A 23,878-nucleotide genomic window follows, 5' to 3' on the forward strand; every position below is an offset into this window, starting at 1 on the left:
CGTTGCGTACGGAACCTCAGGCCGGGACGGCCTCGCGGGCGGGCGCGTCGTCCTCGGCCCGCTCGCCGCGTCCGGCGAAGAGGCGGTCGAGGCCCAGCGCGCCGGAGCCGGTGAAGACGAGCAGCAGCATCGCCCAGCAGAACAGCACGGAGGCCTCGCCGCCGTTCTGGAGCGGCCACAGCGACTCGGGCTGGTGGACCTTGAAGTACGCGTAGGCCATCGAGCCCGACGCGATGAAGGCGGCGAAGCGGGTGCCGAGGCCGAGCAGCACGAGGCCGCCGCCGACGAGCTGGATCACGGCCGCGTACCAGGCGGGCCAGGCGCCGGTCTCGACGCTGCCGCCGCCCATCGCCCCGCCGAGGACGCCGAAGAGCGAAGCGGCGCCGTGGCAGGCGAAGAGCAGGCCTATGACGATGCGGAAGAGGCCGAGAGCGTAGGGCTGGGCGCGGTTGAGACGTCCAGTCATGGTGGGGCTCCTTCGGTCGGTGGGGACGTAACCGAGAGCACCGGCGCGAGAAGCGCCTTCGTCGCCGCTGCCGCCACCGGTGTGGGGCGCCAAAGATTAGGGGAACCTAATTAGTGCTTGCAAGTTCAACATCCGGCCATGATCGCCCTCCGGTACGGCCTCCGCTTCGGGCGTCGTGGGGTCCGCTCCGGCCCTGCGCAGGGCCGCGCGGGCCACCGCGTCGGCGTCGGAGAGGGTGACCGAGTCGACCCCCGGGCGGGCCCCCGCGGCGGTCACCCAGTGCACCCCCTCGGTGGGCACCCCGAAGGCGAACCGCCTTGTGTGCGGCCGACCTTGACGGTCGATCAGGTGGTACGGGCGGGGCGTGACGTCGAGGCCGCCGGTCTCGTGCCCGTCGACCGTGTGCGGCCGGGCGCCGCCGGTCTTGAGGAGGCGTATCAGCAGGTCGTCGGCGGTCCTGCGGAGGTCGGGCTCGGGCAGTCGGGCCTCGACGAGTGTGGTGACCCTCACGGTCGAACCGGGCACGTCGGGGGAGTGCGCGACAAAGTGGCCGCCCTGGATGGACACCTCCATGCGTGGCCCTATGACGGTCAGCACGCCGGCCTCGATCAGCGCGGTCAGCTCCTCGATACGTCGTCGGGGCGGCCCGATCGACAGGAACGCGTTGAGCGGGGTGTACCAGCGGTCGAGGTGATCGCGGCGCGAGGCGCCGGTCAGGCCGCCGTGGTCGACGACGAGCCGCAGTTCGTTGCGCAGGTCGCGCAGCACGTCGAGGGCGGCCTTCACCGGCCCGTCCACGTTGCCGAGCGCGGCGTGTGCGGCGTCCTCGCGAAGATGGCCGAGAAGCCAGGCGCGCCATGTGGCGGGAGAGGTGTACGTGCGGCCCGAGGCGGGGCGGGAGACGCGGTCCCAGGACCACTGGAGGTCCTCGGTAATCCCGAACTCCCTGAGGACTTCCGCCTCTTGGGGGGAGCGGTGGGGTGTGGCGAGGAAGCGTTCGCGGAAGGAGGTGTCGGTGCCGGGGTGGCCTTCGGTGGCCCTGAGGAGCGTCTCGTAGTAGATCGTCTCGACCTCCTTCGCGATCAGCGGCCATATGTCGGCGAGGAAGTCGGGGGCGTCGCCGGAGTCGGCCCGTTTGCGGAATCCGGTTATCAACTCGGGGGTGAGTACGGCGGGTTGGTGGCGGCCGTACGCGCCCTTGGCGTTGTCGCCGCGTGCCTGGTGCGGGATGCCGCGGCGTGAACCCGCGTACAGGCGGGGCTCGTTGCCCGAGGGGAGATAGCGCAGGGCGCCGTCCGCCGTGCGTATGTGGCGTCCGCCGCGGCCTTCCGTCAACAGGGCCATGTGGTCGAAGAAGTTGAGGCCGAGGCCGCGCAGGAGGACGGGTTCGCCGGGGGCCAGGGGGGTCAGGTCGAGCTCGGCCGGGTTGGCGGGCGGGAGGTGGCGCAGGCCGTGCCGGCGGGCGTACTCGGTGAGGTCGCGCTCGGCCGGGGCGGGGGCGGTGGGCAGGTGGCCCTGGGTGAGGACGACCGAGTGCAGGCCGGTGAGGTGGTGGCCGTCGGCGAGGGTGAGGGTCTGGAGGCCGTCCTCGGTGCCGGTGCCGGGGGAGTCGTCGAGGCGGACGGCGCGGGTGGGGTGTGGGACGACCTCTACCGATGTCGGGGCGGACGCCACCGTTTCGGCGAACACCCAGCGCAGGTAGCGGCCGTACTGGGCGCGGGTCGGGTACGCGTCGGGGGCGAGTGCCGCGTCGTGCCGCAGGGCCCACTCGTACAGGCTCGGGCCCGGGCGGATCGGGCCCGAGCAGTCGACGCTGTCGTCGGTGAACAGGGTGACCTGCGAGGCGACCGTGTTCATGAGGAGTTCCGGGGCCTGGTCCGTGCGCCAGACGGCGCCTGCGCCCGGTGGGTGCGGGTCGATCAGGTGGACCGTGAGCCGGGTCCCGGGCGGGAGGAGCTCGTCCGCCGATGCGGTGAGGCGTTCCAGGACGCTGGTGCCGCGGGGGCCCGCGCCGACGATGGCGATGGCGAAGGTGGGGGGCGCGGGGTGCGTGGGGTGCTCGGGGTGGGGGACGGGCAAGGTGGGACTCCCGAGGCATGTGGGGCTGCTGGGAAGCGGATGGACCGCCTCATCATGCCGGTTCCCTGCCGGGGGTGGGGCGGGGCGGTGGGGGTGTGGTCCGTCTCACCTGGGGCGGGGCCGTTGGCCGGTGTCCGTCGGTGCTGGCCCACCGTGCCTACGTCGCGGGGCTCTGCCCCGGGCCCCGCGCCTCAATCGCCGGCGGGGCTGATTTTGCCGGACCGGCGTTACGGACGCGGGGCTCCGCCCCGGACCCCGCGCCTCAATCGCCGGCGGGGCTGATTTTGCCCGGGCCCCGCAGCGTGGGCGCCACAGGGGCTTGATGTGGGCGCAATGCGCAAGTGCCACGGGGGCTTGGATTACGTCAGCCTTCGCTCGTCCGCCCGGACCAGGCCCCGGCCCGCGTCCGCCTGGTCGAGGGTCAGGTGGGCGGTGCGGGAGTGGAGGGTCAGGGTCATGAGTTGGTTGCCGAACCAGGGGCCGCCGGTGCGGCGCCAGGCGATGCGGGGGGTGCCCGAGCGGGCGTGGCGGGCGAAGCGGCGGCCGATGACGCGTCCGAAGCGGCTCCAGCCGAAGCGGAAGCCGAGGCGTATCGAGGCGGGGACGGAGTTGTGCACCGGGGAGCACGTGAGTTGGAGGACGCGGGCGCTCGGTGCCTCGGTGGTCGCGGGCCAGGTCGGTTCGGCGACGTAGGCGTGGTGGACGTCGCCGGAGAGGACCGAGATCGTCGCGGGCGCGGCGGGCCCCGAGCCGGCCTCGGCGATCAGGTCGGCGAGGGCGTCGAAGGACTTGGGGAACGCTGCCCAGTGTTCGAGGTCCGCCCTGCGTCGCAGGTCCTCCCCGAACCGCGCCCAGCGCGGCCCCCGTTCGCCCCGGCACAGCGCCGCGTTCCAGCCCTCGGCGTCGTGGATGAGATGCGGGAGCAGCCAGGGCAGCGACGTGCCGATGAGGAGGTGGTCGTACGTGCCGTGGTCCGCGAGGGTCTGCTCGCGCAGCCACTTTGTTTCGCTGGGCGCGAGCATCGCCCGGTGTTGTTCGTCGAGGACGCGGGCCGCCCGGGTGTCCACCATGAGAAGCCGTACGCGGCCGAAGTCGCGGCGGTAGCTCCAGCGGACCGAGTCGGGGTCCGTGTCGGCGCGGGCGGCGAACTCGCGGAGCGCGTCCGTGCCGTCGGGGGTGGCCCGGACGGCCGCGTAGACCGGGTCGGTGGCGAGCGCCGCCGGTGACAGATTGCCGATGTGCTGGTGCACCCAGTACGACATCAGGCCGCTCAGCAGGCGCTCGCGCCACCACGGGATCTCGCGCATGTCCGCGAGCCAGGAGGCGCTGGTGTTCCAGTCGTCGATCAGGTCGTGATCGTCGAAGATCATGCAGCTGGGGACCGTGGAGAGCAGCCAGCGGACCTCCGGGTCGAGCCACGACTCGTAGTAGAGGTGGGTGTACTCCTGGTAGTCCGCGACCTCCGTGCCCGGTGGCTCCGACAGGTCGCGGCGGCGGGCCAGCCACGCCTGCGTCGCCGGTGAGGTCTCGTCCGCGTAGACCTGGTCGCCGAGCAGGACGAGGACGTCCGGGCGCTCGCCGTCCGGGTCCGCGGCGATGCGGGCGGCCAGGGTGTCGAGGGCGTCCGGGCCCACCGGATCGTGCTCGTCGGCGGGCGGGGCCGCCCAGCGGCAGGAGCCGAAGGTGACGCGGACGGGGCCCCCGGCCTCGTACGACGGGGTGCGGATGGTGCTCGCGGGATAGGGGGAGTCGGGCAGTGGCCAGACCGGCCGGTCGCCGTCGAGGGTCACCTCGTACGTGGTCTCGGTGCCGGGGGTGAGGCCGGTGACCGGGATGAGCGCGTAGTGGTGCCCGTCGACCTGGAACGTGGGTGCGCTGCCCGACGCGCCGTCCGCGCAGCGCACCTCGGCGACGCAGGGTCGGCTCGCCTCGACCCAGACCGTCGCCGTCTCCTCGTCCACGTACCGCAGCAGTGGTCCAAGGCGCAGCCTCGCCACGTGATCGCCTCCCGCTCGTGTCCTCCGACGTTCCGGCCCCGTACGGTACGGAACGTCGGAGGTGGGCGGGGTGGTTCCGGCGGCCCTGTTTTCCACGGGCCTCGGCGGAGCGCTCAGCAGAGTCCTCGGCGGAGCCCTCAGCAGCCGCTGAGTCCCGACTGGATCGCGGACTTCTCCGCCGGGTCGACGCTGAGCTTGTAGTAGTGCTTCACCTGGACCCACATCCGCAGATACGTGCAGGTGTACGCGGTGCGCGAGGGCATCCACTCGGCCGGGTCCTGGTCGCCCTTGGACTGGTTGACGTTGTCGGTGACCGCGATGAGCTGCGGCCGAGTGAGGTCGTTGGCGAAGCCCTGGCGCGCGTCGTTGGTCCAGGAGCTGGCGCCCGACTTCCACGCCTCGGACAGCGGGACGATGTGGTCGATGTCCACGTCGCCGGATGCCGTCCAGGTCGCGCCGTCGTACTCCGAGTACCAACTGCCCGAGGTGGCTGCGCAGTTGGAGTCCGTCTGGACGTTCTTGCCGTCGCGCTTGAGGACCTCCTCGCGGGTGTTGCACGCGCCGGACTGGGTGATCCAGTGCGGGAACTTCTCGCGGCTGTAGCCGTCGGAGGAACCTTCCGCCTTCTCCGTCAGCTCGCCGAGGTACGTACGGGCGGTGGCGCCGCTGATGGGGGTGGGAGGGGAGGCCTGGGCGGACGGGGCGGCGAGCAGCAGGGCGAGGGCGGTGACGCCGGTGGCGGCCGCGGCGAACGAGGATCGACGCGCGTAGACCGGGCGTATGCGGTGCGAGGTCGAGGTGGGGTGCATGTGAACTCCCTTGAGGTGGGGTGGAGTTACGTGGGGTCTGCCGTGCCGTGTGCCGCGGGTGCTGTGGGGGCGCCCCGTGTGGCAGGGTCGCGTCAATATGGTGGCGGGCCCGGAGGTCGATCACAAGTAGGCCCGGCAAAACAGGAGTTGGCGGCGGCCGGGCGCGAAAAAGAACGAGGGGATTTTTCGCCGAGCGCTGATCGGTCCGGGGTCCGCGTCCGTACTCTCCGGTATCCCTCGTTCGTGACTGGAGGCACCATGCGACTCTCGCGCTCCACGGCCGGAAACTTCTTCGTGATCGGCGCGTTGATCGTGACCGTCTCGGCCCTGGCCTATCCGGCCATGCTCGGTGTGCAGAACACGACCACGACGCAGGCGCGCGTCGTCGGCAGCACCCGCTGGGGGCCGCTCACCGAGGCCGACCGGGACTTCGTGGTCAAGGTCAGGTCGGCGGGGCTGTGGGAATTCCCCCTGGGTCAGGAGGTGTTGAAGCGGGGGACGACGCCGGAGATGAAGACGGCCGGGCAGCACCTCGTCGTCGGGCACTCGCTGCTGGACGCCAGTTGCCGCAAGATCTCCCAGGACCTGGGCATCACCCTGCCCAACCAACCCACGCCGCAGCAGCAGCAGTTCGTGGCGACCGTGGAGTCCAAGCGCGGCAAGGAGTTCGACTCCACGGCGTCGAACATCATGCGCGTGACGCACGGGCAGATCTTCCCGGCCATCAGCAATATCCGGGCCACCACCCAGAACGCCGAGATACGGCGGCTCGCGAACGAGGCCAACGACGTCGTGCGCGACCATATGGAGGTCCTGGAGAAGACCGGCCTCGTCAACATGGACCAGGCCCTCGCCGAGCAGACCGGGCCGCCGCGGGTCCCGAAGGCGCAGATGACCCCGCCGGTGCCGCAGCCCGGGGCGCCCCAGGTCGCGCTGATCGCGCCGCCGGGGCTGCCGAATCCGTATACGAAGACGTTCCCGTCGTCGCCGCCGACGACGCGGTGAGGGGGGCGGGTGGCGATCTTCGGGGGAGTTTTTGTATCGTGGAGAAACAAAGTGGCACCCGCCCGTTAAACCCTGACCAGCGGGCGGGGCCGCCTTGTTTCCCTTCTGCCTCCGCAGCTCTCCGTAGCCCTCCGCAGTCTGGAGCCCGCCGATGTCGGCCACGCCCACTGTTCCCACTGTTCTGAAGGCGCGCGCACTGCTCCTCGACATGGACGGCACGCTCGTCAACTCCGACGCCGTCGTCGAGCGGATCTGGCGCCGCTGGGCGGCCGCCCACGGATTCGACGCGGAGTACGTCCTCTCCGTCGCGCACGGCCGCCAGGCACACGCCACGCTGGCCGAGCTGCTCCCCGAGCGGCCGATGGAGGAGAACTACGCGGACAACGCGCGGATGCTCGCCGAGGAGACCTCCGACGTGGAGGGCGTCGTCGCCGTGCCGGGCGCTCCGCGCTTCCTCGAGTCACTCGTCGCGGGTGGCGTCGCGCACGCCCTCGTCACGTCGGCCGACCTCGCGCTCTCGACGGCGCGGATGGGGGCGGCGGGGCTCGCGTATCCGGCGGTGCGGGTGACCGCGGAGAACGTGGGGGCCAGCAAGCCCGATCCCGAGGGGTTCCTCAAGGGAGCGGCCGAGCTGGGGGTCGATCCGGCCGATTGCGTTGTCTTCGAGGACTCGGGGGCGGGTATCGCGGCGGGGTGCTCCGCGGGGATGCGGGTTGTGGGGGTTGGGCCCAGGGCCCTGGGGCACGGGGCGACCGTTTGTGTGCCGGACCTTTCGGGTGTGCGGGTTGAGGTTCTTGGGCGTGGTGAGGTTGCGCTGCACGTGGGTGACGTCTGACCTGGGCCACAGGTGGCGGCGTAGTCCTCGGATTGCGCCATAGCGTGGCTGGGCGCGCCCCGCGGCGGCAGCCGCAAATAGACACAGCCCCGCGCCCCTTTTGGCTACCCGTGTCCCGGCCCCCGTTGGCCGCCGGTTTCTCGTTCCAAGGCTGTTCGTGTTGGTGGGCCGTATTCGCCGCGCTTGTCGTCCTGGATGCCTCGGGAGAGTTGGTAGGTGCCGACCGCTGACTCCGTGGGGCTGTCGAAGTCGCCGGTGATTTCGCCTACGTAGATGTTCAACTGCTTGAGGCGCCACTGGAGTTCGGCGACCTCGCGGCCACTGTCCCCCTTGCGCAGGGTTGCCGTGTCCGCCGGCCTCGACGACGACGTCGTGCGGGAGGTCGAGGGGGACGGGCTCTTGCTGCGCTTCTTCGAGTCCGACTCGGGCTTCTTGCTGGTCGGGGTGGGGGACGGTGTGACCGTCCGGGTGTGTGAGGGGGAGGGCGGGGCGGATGTGGGATCCGTCGGTGACGGGGACGCGGAGCGTTTGGTGGGGGTCGCCGGACGGGACGGGGCGAGTGTCATCGCCGTCGCCGTCGCGGCCGTGTTGTCCGAGGCCGAGGCGTCGTCGTCGCCCGGGGACGTGATCAGCACCGTGACCAGGGTCGCCACGCTCAGCACGGCCGTGACCGCGGAGAGCAGCAGCATCCGGCCGTGTTTGGCCGACTCGTCCGGGTCCGGGCCGTCGTCGGTGTCATCGTCCGCGGTGTGCGGAGGCGGCGGCGGATACGCGTACGGGTCGGCGGCCCGCGGCGGGGTCGGCTGCGAGGGCTCCGAGAGCGAGACATAGGGGCGGACGCGGAGCGGAGCGAAGGCTTCCGGCTCGCAGGCGCAGGACGGCGCGCCGTCGGGACCTTCCTCGGTCCCGCACTCCGGACACGTGCGACGTTCTTCGCTCACCGCTGGGAACCCCCTCCGAGCGCTCCGGCCCCCCGCCGGGTCTCTTCAGCGCATTATGCAGACCCGTGGGCCCCGACCGCAGCGCCGGTCCCATAAACCCTCGTCAGCACCCGTGTGCACGCCGTGACCGTACGACGCCGCGTAAAACTTCGAGCGCCGCATGACTCAACAGGCCAAACCTGGTCACACCTACCAGGATGGGAAGTACCAAGCACCCGGCCGCGTCCGTGCCGGGCCGGCTTCGGAGGTGGCCATGAGCAGCCAGGACATCGACAGCGTGGGGCCGGGAGACAGTGGTCGCGGAGCTCCCGCCGCGCCCAAGGAGAACGCCAAGTCCGGTGGCGTCCTCGTGTCGATCGGCGCGCTGCTGCTCGGCATGCTGCTGGCCTCGCTCGACCAGACGATCGTCTCGACGGCCCTGCCGACCATCGTCAGCGATCTGGGCGGCCTGGAGCATCTGTCCTGGGTCGTCACCGCGTACATGCTCGCCGCGACGGCGGCGACCCCGCTGTGGGGAAAGCTCGGTGACCAGTACGGGCGCAAGAAGCTCTTCCAACTGGCCATCCTGATCTTCCTGGTGGGGTCCGCGCTGTGCGGACTCTCGCAGAACATGGGGCAGTTGATCGGCTTCCGTGCGCTTCAAGGGCTCGGCGGCGGTGGCCTGATGGTGCTGTCCATGGCGATCGTCGGTGACATCGTCTCGCCGCGCGAACGCGGCAAGTACCAGGGGCTGTTCGGTGCCGTCTTCGGTGCGACGAGTGTGCTCGGGCCGCTGCTCGGCGGACTGTTCACGGAGCATCTGAGCTGGCGGTGGGTCTTCTACGTCAATCTGCCGATCGGCGTCGTCGCACTCCTCGTGATCGCCGCGGCGCTGCACATCCCGGTCCGCTCGACCAAGCACCGTATCGACTACCTCGGCACGTTCCTCGTCGCCTCCGTCGCCACCTGCCTCGTCCTGGTCGCCTCGCTCGGCGGCACCACGTGGGCCTGGGGCTCGCCGCAGATCATCGGGCTCGCGGCGCTCGGCGTCGTACTCGGTGCGGCCTTCGTGTTCGTGGAGTTCCGGGCGTCGGAGCCGGTGCTGCCGATGCGACTGTTCCGGGTCCGCACCTTCACCCTCTCCGCGATCATCAGCTTCGTCATCGGCTTCGCGATGTTCGGCGCGATGACGTACCTGCCGACGTTCCTCCAGGTCGTGCAGGGCGTCACGCCGACCATGTCGGGCGTGCACATGCTCCCGATGGTCTTCGGCATCCTGCTGTCGACCACCGTGTCCGGGCAGGTCGTCAGCCGCACCGGGCGCTGGAAGATGTTCCCGGTCGCCGGCACGGCCATCACCCTGATCGGGCTGCTGCTCCTGCACAACATGGACGAGCACACGGCCACCGGCATCATGAGCCTGTACTTCTTCGTCTTCGGCGCGGGCCTCGGCCTCGTCATGCAGGTCCTGGTCCTGATCGTGCAGAACGCCGTCCCGTACGAGGATCTGGGCGTGGCCACATCGGGCGCCACGTTCTTCCGCTCCATCGGCGCCTCGTTCGGTGTGGCGATCTTCGGCACGATCTTCGCGAACCAGCTCGGCAGCAGGCTCGGCGACGCGCTCACCGGACGGCAGCTGCCGCCGGGCGTCACCCCGGACTCCCTCGGCGCCGATCCGCGAGGCATCGCCTCCCTCCCGCCGGACATCCAGGCGCCGGTCATCCACGCCTACTCCACGTCCATCACCGACGTCTTCCTCTACGCGGTCCCGGTCACGCTGCTCGCCTTCGCGCTCGCGCTGCTGCTGCACGAGGACCCGCTGCGCGGCTCGGTCACCGCGCCCGACGTCACCGAGACGCTCGCCAGCAACCCCGTCGAGCGCTCCTCGTACGACGAGACGGTGCGCGCCCTGTCGACGCTCGGCAGCCGCGAGGGGCGCCGCGAGGTGTACGAGAAGATCACCGCCAAGGCCGGCTACGACCTGCTGCCCGCGGCCAGTTGGCTGGTGCTGCGCACCCATCGCAACGGGTGGGCCGAGCCGGGCGTGCTCGCCGAGTACACGGCGATCCCGCTGCCGGTGATCCTCGACGCGGCCCGTCAGGTCGAGGAGCGCCGCCTCGCCGTGCGCGAGGGCCCCGACCTGATCCTCACCGACGAGGGCCGCGTGGTCGCCGAACGGCTCGCGCGGGCCCGCGAGGAGTCCCTCGCCGAGCTGCTCGGCGACTGGTGGGGCCCGGACCGCCCCCGCGACCTCGTCCAGCTGGTGGCCGACCTCAACATGGAGATGTGCGGCTCGGACGGGGAGCGGCCGCACGCGAGCGCGGGGGCGGCGCCAGCGGCTTCCTGAACCAGTGCTCGGCGTAGACGTCGTCGTTGTGCGGCGCCGTCTCCTCGTAGCCGAGCCGCGCGTACAGGGACCGCGCCTCCACCAGGTCGTCGCGGGTGTCGAGGCGGATCGCGGTGGCGCCGAGCGCACGGGCCGCGTCCTCGGCGGCGGCCACCAGGAGGGCGGCGCCGCCCTTGCCGCGCAGGTCCTCGCGTACGTAGACGCGCGTGAGCTCGGCCGTGACCGCGTCCACCATTCGTACGCCCGCCGTCCCCGCGGGCTCACCCGCGAACCGCGCGAGCAGCAACTGCCCGCGCGGCGGCGCCAGTTCACTTCCCGACTCGGAGACGATCGCCCGCTCCAGTTCGACCGGATCCGTCACATGACCCTCGTGCAGCAGATACCACCGGTCGCTCACCTCCGTGTAGTACGCGCGCCAGAGCGCGGCCGCTGCGGGGGAGTCGTACGGCTCCGGGGCGACGGTCCAGGACGTGGTGTTCATGGGACATGGTGAGGCCGGTGGGGTGGGTGGGCGCAACCGGGATACGCCGTGGCCGGTACCGATCTGTTTCAGGGCGCCGGCGGGGGCAACCCGGCGTGGAACAGCCACAGTTGAGGGAAGGCAGTCATGTCCACAGGCTTGATCATCGCTCTGGTCGTGGTGGGGGTCGTGATCGTGGTCGCGGCCGGTTTCTTCGCCGCGCGCACCGCACCCCGAGGCGGGCGCGGTCTTCGGCGCCGGTTCGGGCCCGAGTACGAGCGGGCCGTGGCGCGGCACGACGGCGACACCAAGGCCGCGGAGCGGGAGTTGGCCGAGCGTGTGCGGCGCCACGGTGCGCTGCGCGAGCAGCCGCTGGACCCCGCCGCGCGTGAGCGGTATCTGACGCGCTGGGCCGACGCCCAGGAACGCTTCGTCGAATCCCCGGACGTCGCCGTCGCCGAGGCGGATCTGCTCCTCGCCGACCTGGCGCACGAGCGCGGCTTCCCGGACGGCGGCCGCTACGACGAGCAACTCGACGCGCTCTCCGTCCACCACGGTCCGCACGTGCACGGATACCGGCGCGTGCACCGCGCGGCGCACGCCCGCACGGGCAGCGCGGAGGAGAGCAGGGCCGGTACGGAGGAGCTGCGCGAGGCGATGGTCGAGGCGCGGCCGCTCTTCGACGAACTGGTCGGCCCGGACCGTGCGACGTCCCGCACCCACACCCCGGACCGCCCCGCACACCACCACGCGAACAAACGCCACGGCGTCTTCAAGGGCCGCCTGGCGAAGGGGAGTTGAGACCCATGACAGACATCGAGCGCGCGCAGGCCGACGGCGTGGACAAGGGGGTCGCGGTGGATCCGACGGCGGGGCGTGAGACGGACCCGGCGGTGGATCGCGGGGCGGACCGTGGGGCGCGCCGCGAGGTGGACCCCATGGTGGGGCGTGAGGCGGACCCGGCGGTGGATCGCGGGGTGGGCCGTGGGGTGGATCCCGCGGTGGGGCGTGAGGCGGACCCGGCGGTGGATCGTCGGGTGGGCCGTGGGGTGGACCCCATGGTGGGCCGTGAGGCGGGACCTGTGGCGGGTGGCCAGGCCGGCCCCGAGCGCGGGACACGTGCCGGGCGGCGCTACGGCCTCGTTCCGGCGGGCGAGCGCGATGCAATCGAAGGCCGGCTGCGGCACGCGCTCACCGGCTTCGTCGACGAGCCGCGCGCCGCGGTGGAGGAGGCCGACCACGTCCTGGAGGACCTGACGGCCCGCCTCACGGAAACCCTCGCCGGCCATCGCCGCACCCTGCGCACGTCCTGGCAGGGCTCCCCGGACGACACGGAGCAACTCCGGCAGGCCCTCCGGGATTACCGGGAGACGGCGGAGCGGCTGCTGAGCCTCTGAGGGGTGGCGCCTCGGGGGTGACCGGTCGCCCGGGAGCTGCCGGCGGCCCGGTTGCACGGACCATCCGGCCCGGTCGCCCGGGGGACACCCGGCCCGGCTGCCCCGGCCCCGGGTCGGTTGCCCGGGACCGGGGTAGCCGGTAGATGAGTCCGGCCACAGGGCGGCCCCACCTCTCGGTAGGAGCCCCGGTCGGCCGACCGGCCTCCGGGGCGCCGGGTCCCGGGCGCTGCCGGGCCGCCCCGGCTCCCGTCAAGGCCGCCCCCTTCGGGGCGGGAGCCCCCGGAGGGGGCGGGCGGTGGGAGGTGGGCGTGGGAGAAGCGAGCGAGGGATCCGCAGGGCGAGCCCGAGGCGGCGTGGCCGACGGGAGGCCCCGGAGCCCCGGTGCCGTCGGCCAATACAGCGGCCAGCCCCCGGCGCCGCCGCCGGAGCAGTGGGCCATGCCCGGACCACTGACACCGGGCAGCCCCGCCCCCGTCAGCCCAGGACGCCGGAGGTGTTACGCCGACTTGGGCGCGGCCTGTTGGACGACCTCGAAGGACCACACCGCGGCGCTGCTCGACGCCGGCTTCGGGCGGTCGGCGCCGCCCTGGTGGGCCGACTTCATCGGGCCCTCCATCCAGGCCTGGAACGACTCCTCGTCACGCCACCGCGTGTACACCAGGTAGTCGTCAGTCCCCTCGATGGGGCGGAGAAGCTCGAACCATTCGAAGCCGTCGGAGTTCTCCACGGCACCGGCGCGGGACGCGAAGCGCTTCTCCAGGGTTTCCCGCTGCTCGGCGGGAACGGTCAGTACGTTGATCTTGACTACGCTCATGCGTCCATCGTGCCTCAGCGCCCTCTCAGGCCGACTCGCGCCCCGGCCGCGCCTCTCGCCACTCCCGTACGAGCTCCTCGATCTCCTCCGCCGTGTACGGCTTCAGGCCGAGCGGCGGGCCGGGCGGCGGTTTGAACATCATGTCGCGGATCTTGTCGTTGAGTTCCGTGATCGTGCGGCGCACGACGCGTTCCGACGGGGCCTTCGGCAGCGCGGCGAGGGTGTCCTCGGCCTCCTTGCGCAGGGCGAGGGAGGGCGGCAGGACGGAGAAGCCCTCGCGGCGCAGCTTCCCCTTGATCCACCAGTTCTCGTCGTACGTGGAGTCGGCCGAGGATTCGAGCGGCTTGCCCGCTCCGGGCAGCGAGGAGAACTCCCCGCGTCGTTCCGCGTCACGGATCTGCTTGTCGACGAATGACTCGAAGCTGACTCCGGGCGGTTTGCGTTCGGTCATGAAGCAAGTGTCCCAGAGCGGATCGTGGCGCCATAGGCTGCGAGACAACGGGTGACCAAGCAACGACGGTGGTGGGGGGAGCGCGGTGCTCGAACTGACCATGGCCACCATGGCCGGTGGCGACGAGGGTGCGACGGCCGCGATGGCCATGGCCGAGGCCCGGAGCGAGCCGGGATCCGTGCTGTGCGTCGGCCGCGACGCGAGCGTGTGCCGACTCGTGACCCCGGACGACTGGCTGTTCGTGTCGCGGGTGCATCTGGAGTTCCGGTGCGGACCGGAAGGCGACTGGATCCTGTTCTGGCTGCGCGGCTCGCAGGACGACCCCGCATCCGAGGTACGGGTGCGGTTCGGGCCGCAGGGACACGGGCTCGGACAGTCCGTCGCGTACGGCGGGGTGCTGGCGCTGCCGCGCGGCTCCTCCGGTGAGGTGCTCGTGGCCGACCGGAGCGGGCCGCGCAGCGTGCACATCGGCTTCTGTCACGAACTCACGTAGGCCAGCGCGAAGCCGTCGTGCCCCTTCGAGCCCACCGTCTGGATCGCCGTCGCGTCCAACTTCGGGTGGTCCGCCGAGGAGTTGGAGCGCGGCGCGCGTGCCGACGACGTCGCCCTCCGTGGAGTCGGCGTTCGTCACACGGCCGCCGCGCACCACGTTGTCGACGACGATCACGCTGCCCGGATGCGTCATGCGCAGCGCCCACTCCAGTTGACTTGCTCCTCGGGCTGAAGCCCGAGGATTCTGGCCTTCCCGACCGAATGCTGTGCCGCTACGCGGCACGGGCTTGGGTCGGGATTCCGTGGCTTCCTGTTTCTGTGCGCTGTGCCGGGACTGCTCCCGGTCTTACCGGCGCTCCGCAGGCCGATACCGCCAGTCCGGCGGCCGTCTTGATGTTGATCGCGGCGTTGATGTCCCGGTCATGGAGCGTCCCGCAGGCGGTACACGTCCATTCCCGGACGTTCAGGGGTTTGGGGCCGTCCTTGACGCCGCAGGTGGAGCAGGTCTGGGAGGTGGGCTCGAAGCGGCCGATCTTCACCAGGGTGCGGCCGTACCGTGCCGCTTTGTATGCCAGCATGCCGACGAAGGTTGACCATCCGGCGTCGTGCACGGATTTGGCCAGCCTGGTGCGCGCCAGTCCCGCCACCGACAGGTCCTCCACGGCGATCCCTTGGTTCTCGGAGATCAGCTTCGTGGAGAGCTGGTGGTGGAACTCGCGGCGTGCGTCGGTCACCTGGGCGTGTGCGCGGGCGACTTTGAGGCGGGCCTTGGCCCGGTTTTTGGATCCCTTCTGTTTGCGGGACAGCTCCCGCTGGGCCTTCTTCAGCTTCTTCTCCGCGCGCCGCAAAAAGCGCGGGGAGTCGATCTTCGTGCCGTCGGACAGGACGGCGAAGTGGGTGAGTCCGAGATCGATGCCGATGGTGCGGTCGGTTGCCGGCATCCGCGCCTGGTCGGCGGCAGGGTCGGTGTCGATGACGAAGGAGGCGAAGTACCGGCCTGCCGCGTCCTTGATGACGGTGACCGAGGTGGGGGTGGTGGGCAGGGTGCGGGACCACTTCACTTTCACCGCGCCGATTTTCGGCAGGTTCAGGCGGCCACGGTCGGTGATGTTCCAGCGGGCGTTGGCAGTGAACCGGACCGACTGCCGGGCGTCCTTGCGGGACTTGAAGCGGGGCGGGCCAAGTCGCGGGCCGTTGCGGGCGCCTTTGAGGGAGGCGAAGAAGTTGCGGTAGGCGGCTTCGGCGTCCCGCAGGGACTGCTGGAGCACGACCGCGGACACCTCACCCAGCCAGGACCGCTCACCCGTCCGTTTGGCCTCGGTGATCAGAGAGCGGGACAGCTCCCCGGCCGTGGGGGAAGGCCGACCGGCCCTGCGGGCGTCCTCGCGGGCACGCACCGCATCGTTGAACACGACACGGGCGCACCCGAACGCCCGCGCCAACGAGGCGCGTTGACCAGGCTCCGGATACAACCGGAAGGCGTACCGAAGCTGCATGCGAGGATCGTACGAACGGACCACACCCTCCGTAACCGGGAACACCCGTTCCCCCTATCACCCTCGCCCGCGGCCGCGCTGTCCGGCTCCGCCGAAACGACACCGCGACGCCCCGCAGCGCAGTCACCAGATTCGCTTCACCACCGGGCTGAAGCCCGATGCACTGCGAATGAATCCCGGTAACGCCGAGCGTGCCGATCTCCAGGATCCGGCGGGCGCCCTGGATCCGGGCGATCAGGTGCAGCAGTTTCCCGTTGGTGGCCGAGACGTTGATGCCGGGCAGGCCCGCCGCCTCGCTGTCGGAGAGGGCCGCGGCCAGGGCCTCGTCGGCGGGGGCGAGCAGGTCGCCGAGGTAGGCGTCGACGGCGGCCGTGGACTCGGGCGGACCGGAGTGTGGGTGAGTCGTCATGGCCGTCAGCGTAGGCAGGGGAGCGTAGGCACGGGGAAAGGAAAAGCGGGCGGGGCCGAAGCTGTGAATATCGCTTCGGCCCCGCCCGCTCGAAGAACTGCGCGTGTTGAAGAACTACGTGTGCGTCACACCGCCGGCGGCGAGCCCGGCAGCGGCTTGCCCGCGGACTCCTTCATGCGCCACACCGCGATACCGCCGATGACGGCCGCGGCCATCATGTAGTACGCCGGGATCATCAGGTTGCCCGTGGCCGCGATGAGGGAGGCCACGACCAGCGGCGTCGTACCACCGAAGATCGAGACGGACAGGTTGAAGCTGACGGCCAGGGAGCCGTAGCGGACCTTCGTGTCGAACAGCGCGGGCAGCGTCGACGGCATCGACGAGGTGAAGGAGACGAGCAGCAGGCCGAGCGCGGCGAGGCCGAGCGCGATCGCCCAGGTCGAGCCCTGCTGGATCAGCAGCAGCGCCGGAATGGAGAGCGCCAGGAAGCCGGCGCAGCCGATGCCGATCACCCAGCGGTGGCCGAAGCGGTCGTTGGCGAGACCCATCGGAAGCTGCACGGCCATCATCAGCAGCATCACGCCGATCAGGATCAGCGTGCCGTGCGTGGCGTCGTAGCTGAGCTCCTCGCTGAGGAACGTCGGCATGTAGGAGAGCAGCATGTAGTCGGTCACGTTGAAGACCAGGACCAGCGCGATGCACAGGAACATCGGCTTCGCGTTGCCGACGAACATCTCCTTCAGCTTCGGCTTCGGGCGGGACTTCTCCTTCGCCTCGGCCTCGTCCGCCAGCTTCTTGAACGCCGGGGTCTCCTCGAGCTTCATCCGGACGTAGAGACCGACCAGGCCGATCGGGCCCGCGACCAGGAACGGGATGCGCCAGCCCCAGCTGTAGAGGTCGTCGGTGGCCATCGTCGTCGTGAGCACCGTCGCGAGCGCGGCGCCGGCGACGTAACCGGCGTTCGTGCCGAGCTCAAGGAACGAGCCGAAGAAGCCGCGGCGCTTGTCGGGCGCGTACTCGGCGATGAACGTGCAGGCACCGCCGTACTCACCACCGGCCGAGAAGCCCTGCACCATGCGGGCCACGATCAGCAGCACCGGGGCCCAGATGCCGATGGCGCCGTGCGACGGGATCAGGCCGATCGCGAAGGTGCCCGCCGACATCATGATCATGGTGATGGCGAGGACGCGCTGACGGCCGATGCGGTCGCCGAGCGGGCCGAAGAAGGCGCCGCCGATGGGGCGCACGAGGAAGGCGGCGGCGAAGGTGCCGAGCGTGGACAGGACCTGTGCCGTGCTCGATGCCGCGGGGAAGAAGACGTGCCCGAGCGTCGCGGTCAGGTAGCCGTAGACGCCGAAGTCGAACCACTCCATCGCGTTGCCGAGGGCTGCCGCCTTGACCGCGCGCTTGACCAGCGCGGGGTCGGTGGTGGTGGGCTCGGATGAGGTGCGGTCCTTCGCGGGGGCGGCGGACCGGCCGGTACTGGGGGCGATGGAAGTGGCGCTGGACACGGGTCCTTCGCCTTCCTTTCGTCGGGGACATGAACAACGGCCGTTCACGCGGAACGGCCGACGCATCGACCATAGGGGCGCCCGCGCCCGCAACGGGTAGTGTTCGGTTAACTTCCCTCCGTGAGGAAACCCCCTCCGGCCTGGGGAAACGTCAAAGCCTTCGCACGGTGCTGATGCAAATTCTTGTGATCTATGTCGCGGAACCGCACGTGTGAAGGCCGGGACAAAGTGGCCGAAGACACTGCCTAACCGTCAAATCCCGGTGGACAGACAGGCGAACGAGCAGTTGCCTGCGTCTTATCTGGATGTGCGGTGAATGTCGGTGAACCGGTCGAGTTGAGCGGGAGGTCCGAAAGGCGTGGCGAACGCGGAGCATGGAGGGGCGGCGCCGGGATCCACGGATCCGGTGACGGGGCGGCTCGGCGTGCTGCGCGCCGGCCTGTGGCTGATCGCGGCCGTACTGGGCGCGCGTCAACTTGTCGCGGTGCTGAGCGCTCCTCCGGGTGAGCGCCTCACCGATCTGGAGACCTGGATCGGACCCGATGGGGTGCTGCACGTCAGCGGCTCGCTGTACGACGCGCCCGACCGGTTCACCGGTCCACCGTTCGCGGGGCTGGTCCTCAAGCCGCTCGCGCGCGCGGCCGAGCAGGCGCTCGGCTGGGGCTGGACGTTCGGCTCGCTGGCCCTTGTCGTCGCGCTCGGCGTGGTCGCCGCGCGCGCCCTGCCGCCGCCCGTGTCCCGGCGTACGGCGCTCTTCGCGGCGCCCGTCGCGATCAGTCTGCTCATGCTGTCGCTGCCGGTGCGCAACGCGTTCACGCTCGGCCAGACCAGCATCCTGCCGGTCCTGCTCGTGCTGCTCGGCTGCTTCGCGGTGCGCGGCCAGACGGCGTCCGGAGTCCTGATCGGCGTCGCCGCCGCGCTCCAGCCGACCGTGCTGCTGTTCGCGCCGCTGCTGTGGTTCACCGGGCGCAGGCGGGCCGCCGCCGCGACGGGCGCCGCCTTCGCCGCGGGCACCGGCATCGCCTGGCTCGCGATGCCGCAGGACTCATGGACGTACTGGGTGCATCACCTGGCGGGCACCGGTCTCGCCACCGATCCGGCCGCGACCGCCAACCAGTCACTGCACGGCATGCTGCTGCGCCTGGGGCTCCAGGGGCCGCTGGAGATCGCCCTCTTCCTGGCCCTCGGCGCCGCCGTGGCCGCGCTCGGTCTGCGCCGCTCCATCACGTACGCGCGCGACGGGCAGCTGCTGCTCGCCGTCGCGGTCACCGGCTGCGTCGCGGTCGCCGTGTCCCCGACGACCTGGCAGCACCAGCTCCTGTGGGTGCTGCTCGCCGTCGTCGGCCGGGTGGGGGCCAAGGCCGCCGACCGGGCGGTGTGGCCGGTCGCCGTCGTCCTGGTGATGACGCTGCCGGCCTCCGCGGTACTGCCGCAGATGCCGGTGCTCGCGCCGCTGCGGGACAACCTTGTGCTGGTCGCCGTGCTCGCCGCGGCCTGCGCCGTCCCCTTCCTGCGGCGTACGGATCCGGCCTTCGGGGCCGCGCGGCCCACCGTCTATACGGAGCCGGTCCCCGCCCGCTGGGCGTGGGTGCCGCTGCTGCCGGTGTGGCGGCGTGCGCTCGCCCGCCCCAACCTGCTGCTCGAACTGCTCCTGATCCGCGTCGGATACTCCGCGTATCAGCAGGTCAGGATCGTCGCGGCGGGCGGCAGGCCGCGCGCCGAGGAGCACGGGGCGCAGGTGCACGCGGTGGAGCGGTTCCTGCGCATCGACATCGAGCACTGGGCGAACCATGCGGTCGTATCGGTCGGATGGCTGCGCAATTTCTTCGACTTTTACTACACGTCCTTTCACTTTGTGGTGCCGCTGACGGTCCTCGCGGTCCTCTATGTGCGCCGCCCCGCGGACTACCGCTGGGCGCGCACCTCCCTCGGCTTCGCGACGGTCCTGGCCCTCGTCGGCTTCTGGCTGTACCCGCTCGCGCCGCCGCGCCTGATGCCCACGCTGGGCTTCATCGACACGGTCCACGGCGTGCAGGACTTCTCCAAGCCGGACTACGGGACGCTCACCGCGGTCACCAACCAGTACGCGGCGATGCCCTCGCTGCACTTCGGCTGGTCCCTGTGGTGCGGCCTCGTCATCGTGGCCCTCGCCCCGAAGTGGTGGATGAAGGCGCTCGGCCTCATCCACCCCTTGTTCACGGTGTCCGCGATCGTGGCGACGGGGAACCACTGGGTGCTCGACGCGGTGGGCGGGGCGGTGGTGGTGGGGGCCGGGTTCGGGCTTACGTACCTGCTGTCGGGGCCCCGGCAGCAGCGACCTGAAGTTCCTTCACTCCGTTCAGCCACGCGGCACGCAGTCGGCGGGGATCCCCCGCGAGACGCAGATCGGGCACCGCGTCCGCCAGGGCGTTGAAGATCAGGTCGATCTCCAGGATCGCCAGGGACTTGCCGAGGCAGAAGTGCGGTCCGCCGCCGCCGAAGCCGAGGTGCGGATTGGGGTCGCGGGTGATGTCGAAGGTGTCCGGGTTCTCGAAGACCTCCGGGTCGTGATTGGCGGAGGAGTAGAAGAGGCCGACCCGGTCGCCCGCCTTGATCTTCTGTCCGCCGAGCTCGGTGTCCTGCGTGGCGGTCCGCTGGAAGGAGACGACCGGGGTCGCCCAGCGCACGATCTCCTCGGCCGCGGTGCTCGGGCGGTCCCGCTTGTAGAGCTCCCACTGGTCGGGGTGGGTGAGGAAGGCGTGCATGCCGTGGGTGATGGCATTGCGGGTCGTCTCGTTGCCGGCGACGGCGAGCAGGATCACGAAGAAGCCGAACTCGTCGGAGGACAGGTTGCCCTCGTCCTCGGCCGCGACCAGCTGGCTCACGATGTCCTTGGCCGGGCACTTCTTGCGGTCGGCCGCGAGGTTCATCGCGTAGCCGACGATCTCCATGGCGGCCTCGGCGCCGATCTCCTCGGTGATCGCGTACTCCGGGTCGTCGTACGCGACCATCTTGTTGGACCAGTCGAAGACCTTGGAGCGGTCCTTCTGCTCGATGCCGATGAGTTCGGCGATGGCCTGCAACGGCAGCTCGACGGCGACGTTCGTGACGAAGTCGAACGAGCCGTCGGGACCCGCCTGTTGGACTGCCTTGGCGACGATGTCGCCGGCGCGGTTGCGGAGCTTCTCCTCCAGGGACCGGATGGCGCGCGGAGTGAACCCGCGCTGCACTATCTGGCGCACCCGGGTGTGCTCGGGCGGGTCCATATTGAGCATGATCATCTTCTGTACGTCGATCTGGTCGCGCTGGATCGACTCGTTGAAGCGGATCACGGCGGTGTTGATGTTGGACGAGTAGATCTCCGGGTGAGTGGAGACGTATTTGACGTCCGCGTGTCGGGTCACGGCCCAGTAGCCGGAGTCGTCGAAGCCGGAGATGCCGGTCTCCTGCTGGATCCAGCGGACCGGTTCGGTCTGCCGGAGCTGGGCGAACTCCGGGTGGGGCACGCGGTGTTGGAGGAGGTCGGGGTCCGTGAAGTCGAACCCGTCGGGCAGCGCGGGGCACGGCATGGAGTCACTCCCGTGGTGGTCTGACGAGCCGTCAGTTATGGCTTGGAAGGTAATAACGGGTTCTAGAAGTAGCAAGGCCCGCGGCCGTGTCGGTTCGGTGCGTTGTGCGTGCACGCCCCTTGCGTACCGGGGGTAAGGGACCCGAGACTGCAAGCAGAACTGGTACGCGTTCTAGTTTCGCGTGCGGGGAGTTCGCGCGAAGTTCGTCCAGTTCTGATCGCGCTGGTCCGGGAATCCTGGAGAGGACGTAGGTCATGGCAGCCGAGCCCGTCATCGTCGAAGCCGTACGCACCCCGATCGGCAAGCGCGGCGGCGCGCTGGCCAATCTGCATCCCGCCTATCTACTGGGCGAGACCTATCGCGAACTCCTCGGCCGTACGGGCATCCAGCCGGACTGCGTCGAGCAGATCGTCGGCGGCACGGTCACGCACGCGGGCGAGCAGTCCATGAACCCGGCGCGCACGGCCTGGCTCACGATGGGCCTGCCGTACGAGACGGCCGCGACGACGGTGGACTGTCAGTGCGGTTCGTCCCAGCAGGCCTCGCACATGACCGCGAACATGATCGCGGCGGGCGTCATCGACGTGGGGATCAGCTGTGGCGTGGAGGCGATGTCGCGCGTGCCGCTGGGGTCCGGCTCCAAGCACGGGCCCGGCAAGCCGTTCCCCGACGAGTGGAACGTGGATCTGCCCAACCAGTTCGAGGCCGCCGAACGCATCGCGCGCAGGCGGGAGTTGACCCGGGAGAACGTGGACTCGCTCGGCCTCATATCCCAGGAGCGGGCCGCCACCGCCTGGGCCGAGGAGCGCTTCAAACGCGAGACGTTCGCGGTGCAGGTGCCCACCACGGAGGAGGAGCAGGCCGCGGGGCAGGGCATGTGGCGGCTCGTCGACCGTGACGAGGGCCTGCGCGACACGAGCATGGAGGGCCTCTCGAAGCTCAAGCCGGTGATGCCGACGGCCGTGCACACGGCGGGCAACTCCTCGCAGATCTCCGACGGGGCCTCCGCCATCATGTGGGCGTCGAAGCGGATGGCGCGGGCGCTCAAGCTGAAGCCGCGGGCGCGGATCGTGGCGCAGGCGCTGGTCGGCGCGGACCCGCACTACCACCTGGACGGGCCGGTCGACGCGACGCGGGCGGTGCTCGGCAAGGCGGGGATGTCCCTGAAGGACATCGACGTCGTCGAGATCAACGAGGCGTTCGCGTCAGTGGTGTTGAGCTGGGCGCAGGTCTTCGAGCAGGACCTGGAGAAGGTGAACGTGAACGGTGGCGCGATCGCCCTCGGGCATCCGGTGGGGGCGACGGGGGCGCGGCTGATCACGTCGGCGTTGCACGAACTGGAGCGGCGGGACAAGGAGTTCGCGCTCATCACGATGTGCGCGGGCGGGGCGCTGTCCACGGGCACGATCATCCAGCGCCTCTAGGGGTTCCCCGGTGTCCGCGGGGTGGGGTTATGCCCACCCCGGGTTCGGGGGCGGTTCGGATGTCGGGGCGCGGGGGCGATCCATACCTTCGAGTCATGACAAACGACACGTACGACGCCTCGGTCGACTCCCCCTCACCCAGGGGCGGTTCGTGGTCCCGAAGGGCGCTCGGCGTGGGCGCCGCGCTGCTGCTCGCCGGGGGCGTCGCCGCTCCCGCCGCCGTCGCCCTCGACCCCTCCGCCGCGGCAGCAGTACGGCAGCACGACCCGGCCGCGCGGCGCGGCGGCCTCGTCTCCGTCACGCCCGTCGCGGGATTCGACCGGGCGGGGGTACGGGGATGGCTCGCAGAGCGCGACATGGACACCGCATCCGTGCGGTACGGCGTGCAGGCGTACCGGCTGACCTACCGGACCGTCGACGCGTACGGACAACCCACGCTCGCCACCGGCCTGTTCACGCTCCCCACCGCGGGCGCGCACCGGCTCGGCCTCGTCTCCGACACCCACGGCACCATGGTCGACCGCGACTACGCGCCGTCCGTAGGCGACGACTTCGGGCGCATCCCCTCGTACCTGAACGCCTCCGCCGGGTTCGCCGTCGCCGCTCCCGACTACCTCGGACTCGGTCGAGGCCCCGGACTCCACCCGTACATGGACACCGCCTCGTCCGTGACCGCCTCGCTCGACATGCTGCGCGCCGCCCGGCAGGCCGCGCCCGGACTCGGCCGCGCGCTCACCGGCGACGTCTACGCGACCGGGTTCTCCCAGGGCGGGCAGGTCGCGATGGCGCTCGGTGACGCGCTTCAGCGCGGCGCGGACCGCTCCTTGCGGCTGCGGGCGCTCGCCCCGGTCAGTGGCCCCTACGACCTGTCGGGCGTGGAGATCCCGGCACTCTTCGACGGCCGCGTCAACGACACCAGCGGCCGCTTCTACACCGCGTACTTCCTCGTCGCCCAGAACCGGCTGCACCCCTTCTACAAGGACCCGGGCGAGGTGTTCCGCGCGCCGTACGCGGACCGCGTCGAGTCGCTCTTCGACGGGGACCACACGGAGGAGGACGTGGCGAAGGGCCTCCCCGCGACCGTGAAGGAACTGCTCACCCCTGAGTTCTACGCGCGAATGGCGCACCCGACGGGCGCCCTGAAGGAGGCCATGGAGGCGAACGACGGGGCGTGCGCCTGGAAGCCGGACGTTCCGGTGCGGCTGTACGCGAGTTCCGGCGACACGGATGTCCCGATCGGTAACGCGCGCAGTTGCGCGGCGCGCTTGAAGGGGGAAGGGGCGGTGAACGTACCGGTCCTCGACCAGGGTCCGGTGGACCACTTCGGCTCGTTCGCGTCGGCGGCACCGAAGGTGACGACCTGGTTCATCGCGCAGGCGCGCCGGTGACGGGACACGACGCACAGAAGAGGCGGCACC

General features: G+C 70.8%; 19 protein-coding genes and 3 pseudogenes. 9 read left to right on the forward strand and 13 right to left on the reverse strand.

Going from position 1 to position 23,878, the window contains the following annotated elements; all coding sequences use genetic code 11:
- Positions 1-16: 16 nt before the first annotated feature.
- The 4 genes from ACOKM3_RS28335 to ACOKM3_RS28350 form a co-directional block, all read right to left on the reverse strand.
- Complete coding sequence (locus ACOKM3_RS28335) at positions 17-466, reverse strand: DoxX family protein (protein ID WP_426903845.1); 450 nt, start codon at positions 464-466, stop codon at positions 17-19.
- A gap of 96 nt (positions 467-562) precedes the next feature.
- Positions 563-2,545: an FAD/NAD(P)-binding protein gene (locus tag ACOKM3_RS28340; protein ID WP_426903846.1), complete on the reverse strand. Its 1,983-nt coding sequence runs from the start codon at positions 2,543-2,545 to the stop codon at positions 563-565.
- A 359-nt stretch (positions 2,546-2,904) separates the two neighbouring features.
- Positions 2,905-4,542, reverse strand: a complete 1,638-nt coding sequence (locus ACOKM3_RS28345; RefSeq protein WP_426903847.1) for an alkaline phosphatase D family protein — start codon at positions 4,540-4,542, stop codon at positions 2,905-2,907.
- 137 nt (positions 4,543-4,679) lie between these two features.
- Positions 4,680-5,324 carry an HNH endonuclease family protein gene (locus tag ACOKM3_RS28350; protein WP_426906917.1) on the reverse strand — a complete coding sequence of 215 codons (645 nt, stop codon included), beginning with the start codon at positions 5,322-5,324 and terminating at the stop codon, positions 4,680-4,682.
- Positions 5,325-5,609: 285 nt separating this feature from the next.
- Here ACOKM3_RS28350 and ACOKM3_RS28355 point away from each other — a divergent pair, with 285 nt between their 5' ends.
- Positions 5,610-6,356 (forward strand): DUF4142 domain-containing protein, encoded by a 747-nt coding sequence (locus ACOKM3_RS28355; protein ID WP_426903848.1) that lies wholly within the window; start codon positions 5,610-5,612, stop codon positions 6,354-6,356.
- A gap of 151 nt (positions 6,357-6,507) precedes the next feature.
- Positions 6,508-7,191, forward strand: coding sequence for an HAD-IA family hydrolase (locus tag ACOKM3_RS28360; protein ID WP_426903849.1), 684 nt, complete (start codon positions 6,508-6,510; stop codon positions 7,189-7,191).
- 104 nt (positions 7,192-7,295) lie between these two features.
- Here the strand turns inward: ACOKM3_RS28360 and ACOKM3_RS28365 are convergent, their stop codons facing one another.
- Positions 7,296-8,132, reverse strand: a complete 837-nt coding sequence (locus ACOKM3_RS28365; RefSeq protein ID WP_426903850.1) for a peptidoglycan-binding domain-containing protein — start codon at positions 8,130-8,132, stop codon at positions 7,296-7,298.
- Positions 8,133-8,385: 253 nt separating this feature from the next.
- Here ACOKM3_RS28365 and ACOKM3_RS28370 point away from each other — a divergent pair, with 253 nt between their 5' ends.
- Positions 8,386-10,458, forward strand: a complete 2,073-nt coding sequence (locus ACOKM3_RS28370) for a DHA2 family efflux MFS transporter permease subunit (protein WP_426903851.1) — start codon at positions 8,386-8,388, stop codon at positions 10,456-10,458.
- Here the strand turns inward: ACOKM3_RS28370 and ACOKM3_RS28375 are convergent.
- Positions 10,385-10,939: a GNAT family N-acetyltransferase gene (locus ACOKM3_RS28375; RefSeq protein WP_426903852.1), complete on the reverse strand. Its 555-nt coding sequence runs from the start codon at positions 10,937-10,939 to the stop codon at positions 10,385-10,387. The two genes, ACOKM3_RS28370 and ACOKM3_RS28375, sit on opposite strands and share 74 nt — an antisense overlap.
- A 126-nt stretch (positions 10,940-11,065) precedes the next feature.
- Here ACOKM3_RS28375 and ACOKM3_RS28380 point away from each other — a divergent pair, with 126 nt between their 5' ends.
- Complete coding sequence (locus tag ACOKM3_RS28380) at positions 11,066-11,719, forward strand: hypothetical protein (protein WP_426903853.1); 654 nt, start codon at positions 11,066-11,068, stop codon at positions 11,717-11,719.
- A gap of 5 nt (positions 11,720-11,724) precedes the next feature.
- On the forward strand, positions 11,725-12,315 hold the full coding sequence (locus tag ACOKM3_RS28385; protein WP_426903854.1) for a hypothetical protein: 591 nt from the start codon (positions 11,725-11,727) through the stop codon (positions 12,313-12,315).
- Between the two features lie 496 nt (positions 12,316-12,811).
- Here ACOKM3_RS28385 and ACOKM3_RS28390 read toward each other — a convergent pair whose 3' ends face one another.
- Both ACOKM3_RS28390 and ACOKM3_RS28395 read right to left on the reverse strand, forming a co-directional pair.
- A complete protein-coding gene (locus ACOKM3_RS28390; protein ID WP_426903855.1) occupies positions 12,812-13,129 on the reverse strand; it encodes an antibiotic biosynthesis monooxygenase family protein in 318 nt (105 codons plus the stop codon).
- 25 nt (positions 13,130-13,154) lie between these two features.
- Positions 13,155-13,580, reverse strand: a complete 426-nt coding sequence (locus ACOKM3_RS28395; RefSeq protein WP_426903856.1) for a DnaJ family domain-containing protein — start codon at positions 13,578-13,580, stop codon at positions 13,155-13,157.
- Between the two features lie 85 nt (positions 13,581-13,665).
- On the opposite strand from ACOKM3_RS28395, the gene ACOKM3_RS28400 reads away from it, so the two are divergent.
- Complete coding sequence (locus ACOKM3_RS28400) at positions 13,666-14,073, forward strand: hypothetical protein (protein WP_426903857.1); 408 nt, start codon at positions 13,666-13,668, stop codon at positions 14,071-14,073.
- On the opposite strand, the pseudogene ACOKM3_RS28405 reads toward ACOKM3_RS28400, so the two are convergent.
- The 4 genes and pseudogenes from ACOKM3_RS28405 to ACOKM3_RS28420 all read right to left on the reverse strand — a co-directional run.
- Positions 14,058-14,283 (reverse strand): annotated as a pseudogene (locus ACOKM3_RS28405) (O-methyltransferase); the annotation flags it as partial. The gene ACOKM3_RS28400 and the pseudogene ACOKM3_RS28405 sit on opposite strands and share 16 nt — an antisense overlap.
- Before the next feature lie 61 nt (positions 14,284-14,344).
- The gene (locus ACOKM3_RS28410; protein ID WP_426903858.1) at positions 14,345-15,568 is read right to left on the reverse strand and encodes an RNA-guided endonuclease InsQ/TnpB family protein; all 1,224 of its coding nucleotides are present in this window, start codon (positions 15,566-15,568) and stop codon (positions 14,345-14,347) included.
- A gap of 184 nt (positions 15,569-15,752) precedes the next feature.
- Positions 15,753-15,977: pseudogene (locus ACOKM3_RS28415) on the reverse strand (methyltransferase); the annotation flags it as partial.
- Between the two features lie 125 nt (positions 15,978-16,102).
- Positions 16,103-17,488, reverse strand: a complete 1,386-nt coding sequence (locus tag ACOKM3_RS28420) for an MFS transporter (RefSeq protein WP_426903859.1) — start codon at positions 17,486-17,488, stop codon at positions 16,103-16,105.
- Between the two features lie 358 nt (positions 17,489-17,846).
- On the opposite strand from ACOKM3_RS28420, the gene ACOKM3_RS28425 reads away from it, so the two are divergent.
- A complete protein-coding gene (locus tag ACOKM3_RS28425) occupies positions 17,847-19,901 on the forward strand; it encodes a bifunctional glycosyltransferase 87/phosphatase PAP2 family protein (protein ID WP_426903860.1) in 2,055 nt (684 codons plus the stop codon).
- Here the strand turns inward: ACOKM3_RS28425 and ACOKM3_RS28430 are convergent.
- A pseudogene (locus tag ACOKM3_RS28430) lies at positions 19,795-21,036 on the reverse strand (cytochrome P450); the annotation flags it as partial. The gene ACOKM3_RS28425 and the pseudogene ACOKM3_RS28430 sit on opposite strands and share 107 nt — an antisense overlap.
- Before the next feature lie 254 nt (positions 21,037-21,290).
- On the opposite strand from ACOKM3_RS28430, the gene ACOKM3_RS28435 reads away from it, so the two are divergent.
- Complete coding sequence (locus tag ACOKM3_RS28435) at positions 21,291-22,460, forward strand: steroid 3-ketoacyl-CoA thiolase (protein ID WP_426903861.1); 1,170 nt, start codon at positions 21,291-21,293, stop codon at positions 22,458-22,460.
- Positions 22,461-22,555: 95 nt separating this feature from the next.
- On the forward strand, positions 22,556-23,848 hold the full coding sequence (locus ACOKM3_RS28440; protein ID WP_426903862.1) for an alpha/beta hydrolase family protein: 1,293 nt from the start codon (positions 22,556-22,558) through the stop codon (positions 23,846-23,848).
- Positions 23,849-23,878 lie beyond the last annotated feature (30 nt).

Source organism: Streptomyces nidicola, assembly GCF_050106155.1.
Classification (GTDB): Bacteria; Actinomycetota; Actinomycetes; order Streptomycetales; family Streptomycetaceae; genus Streptomyces.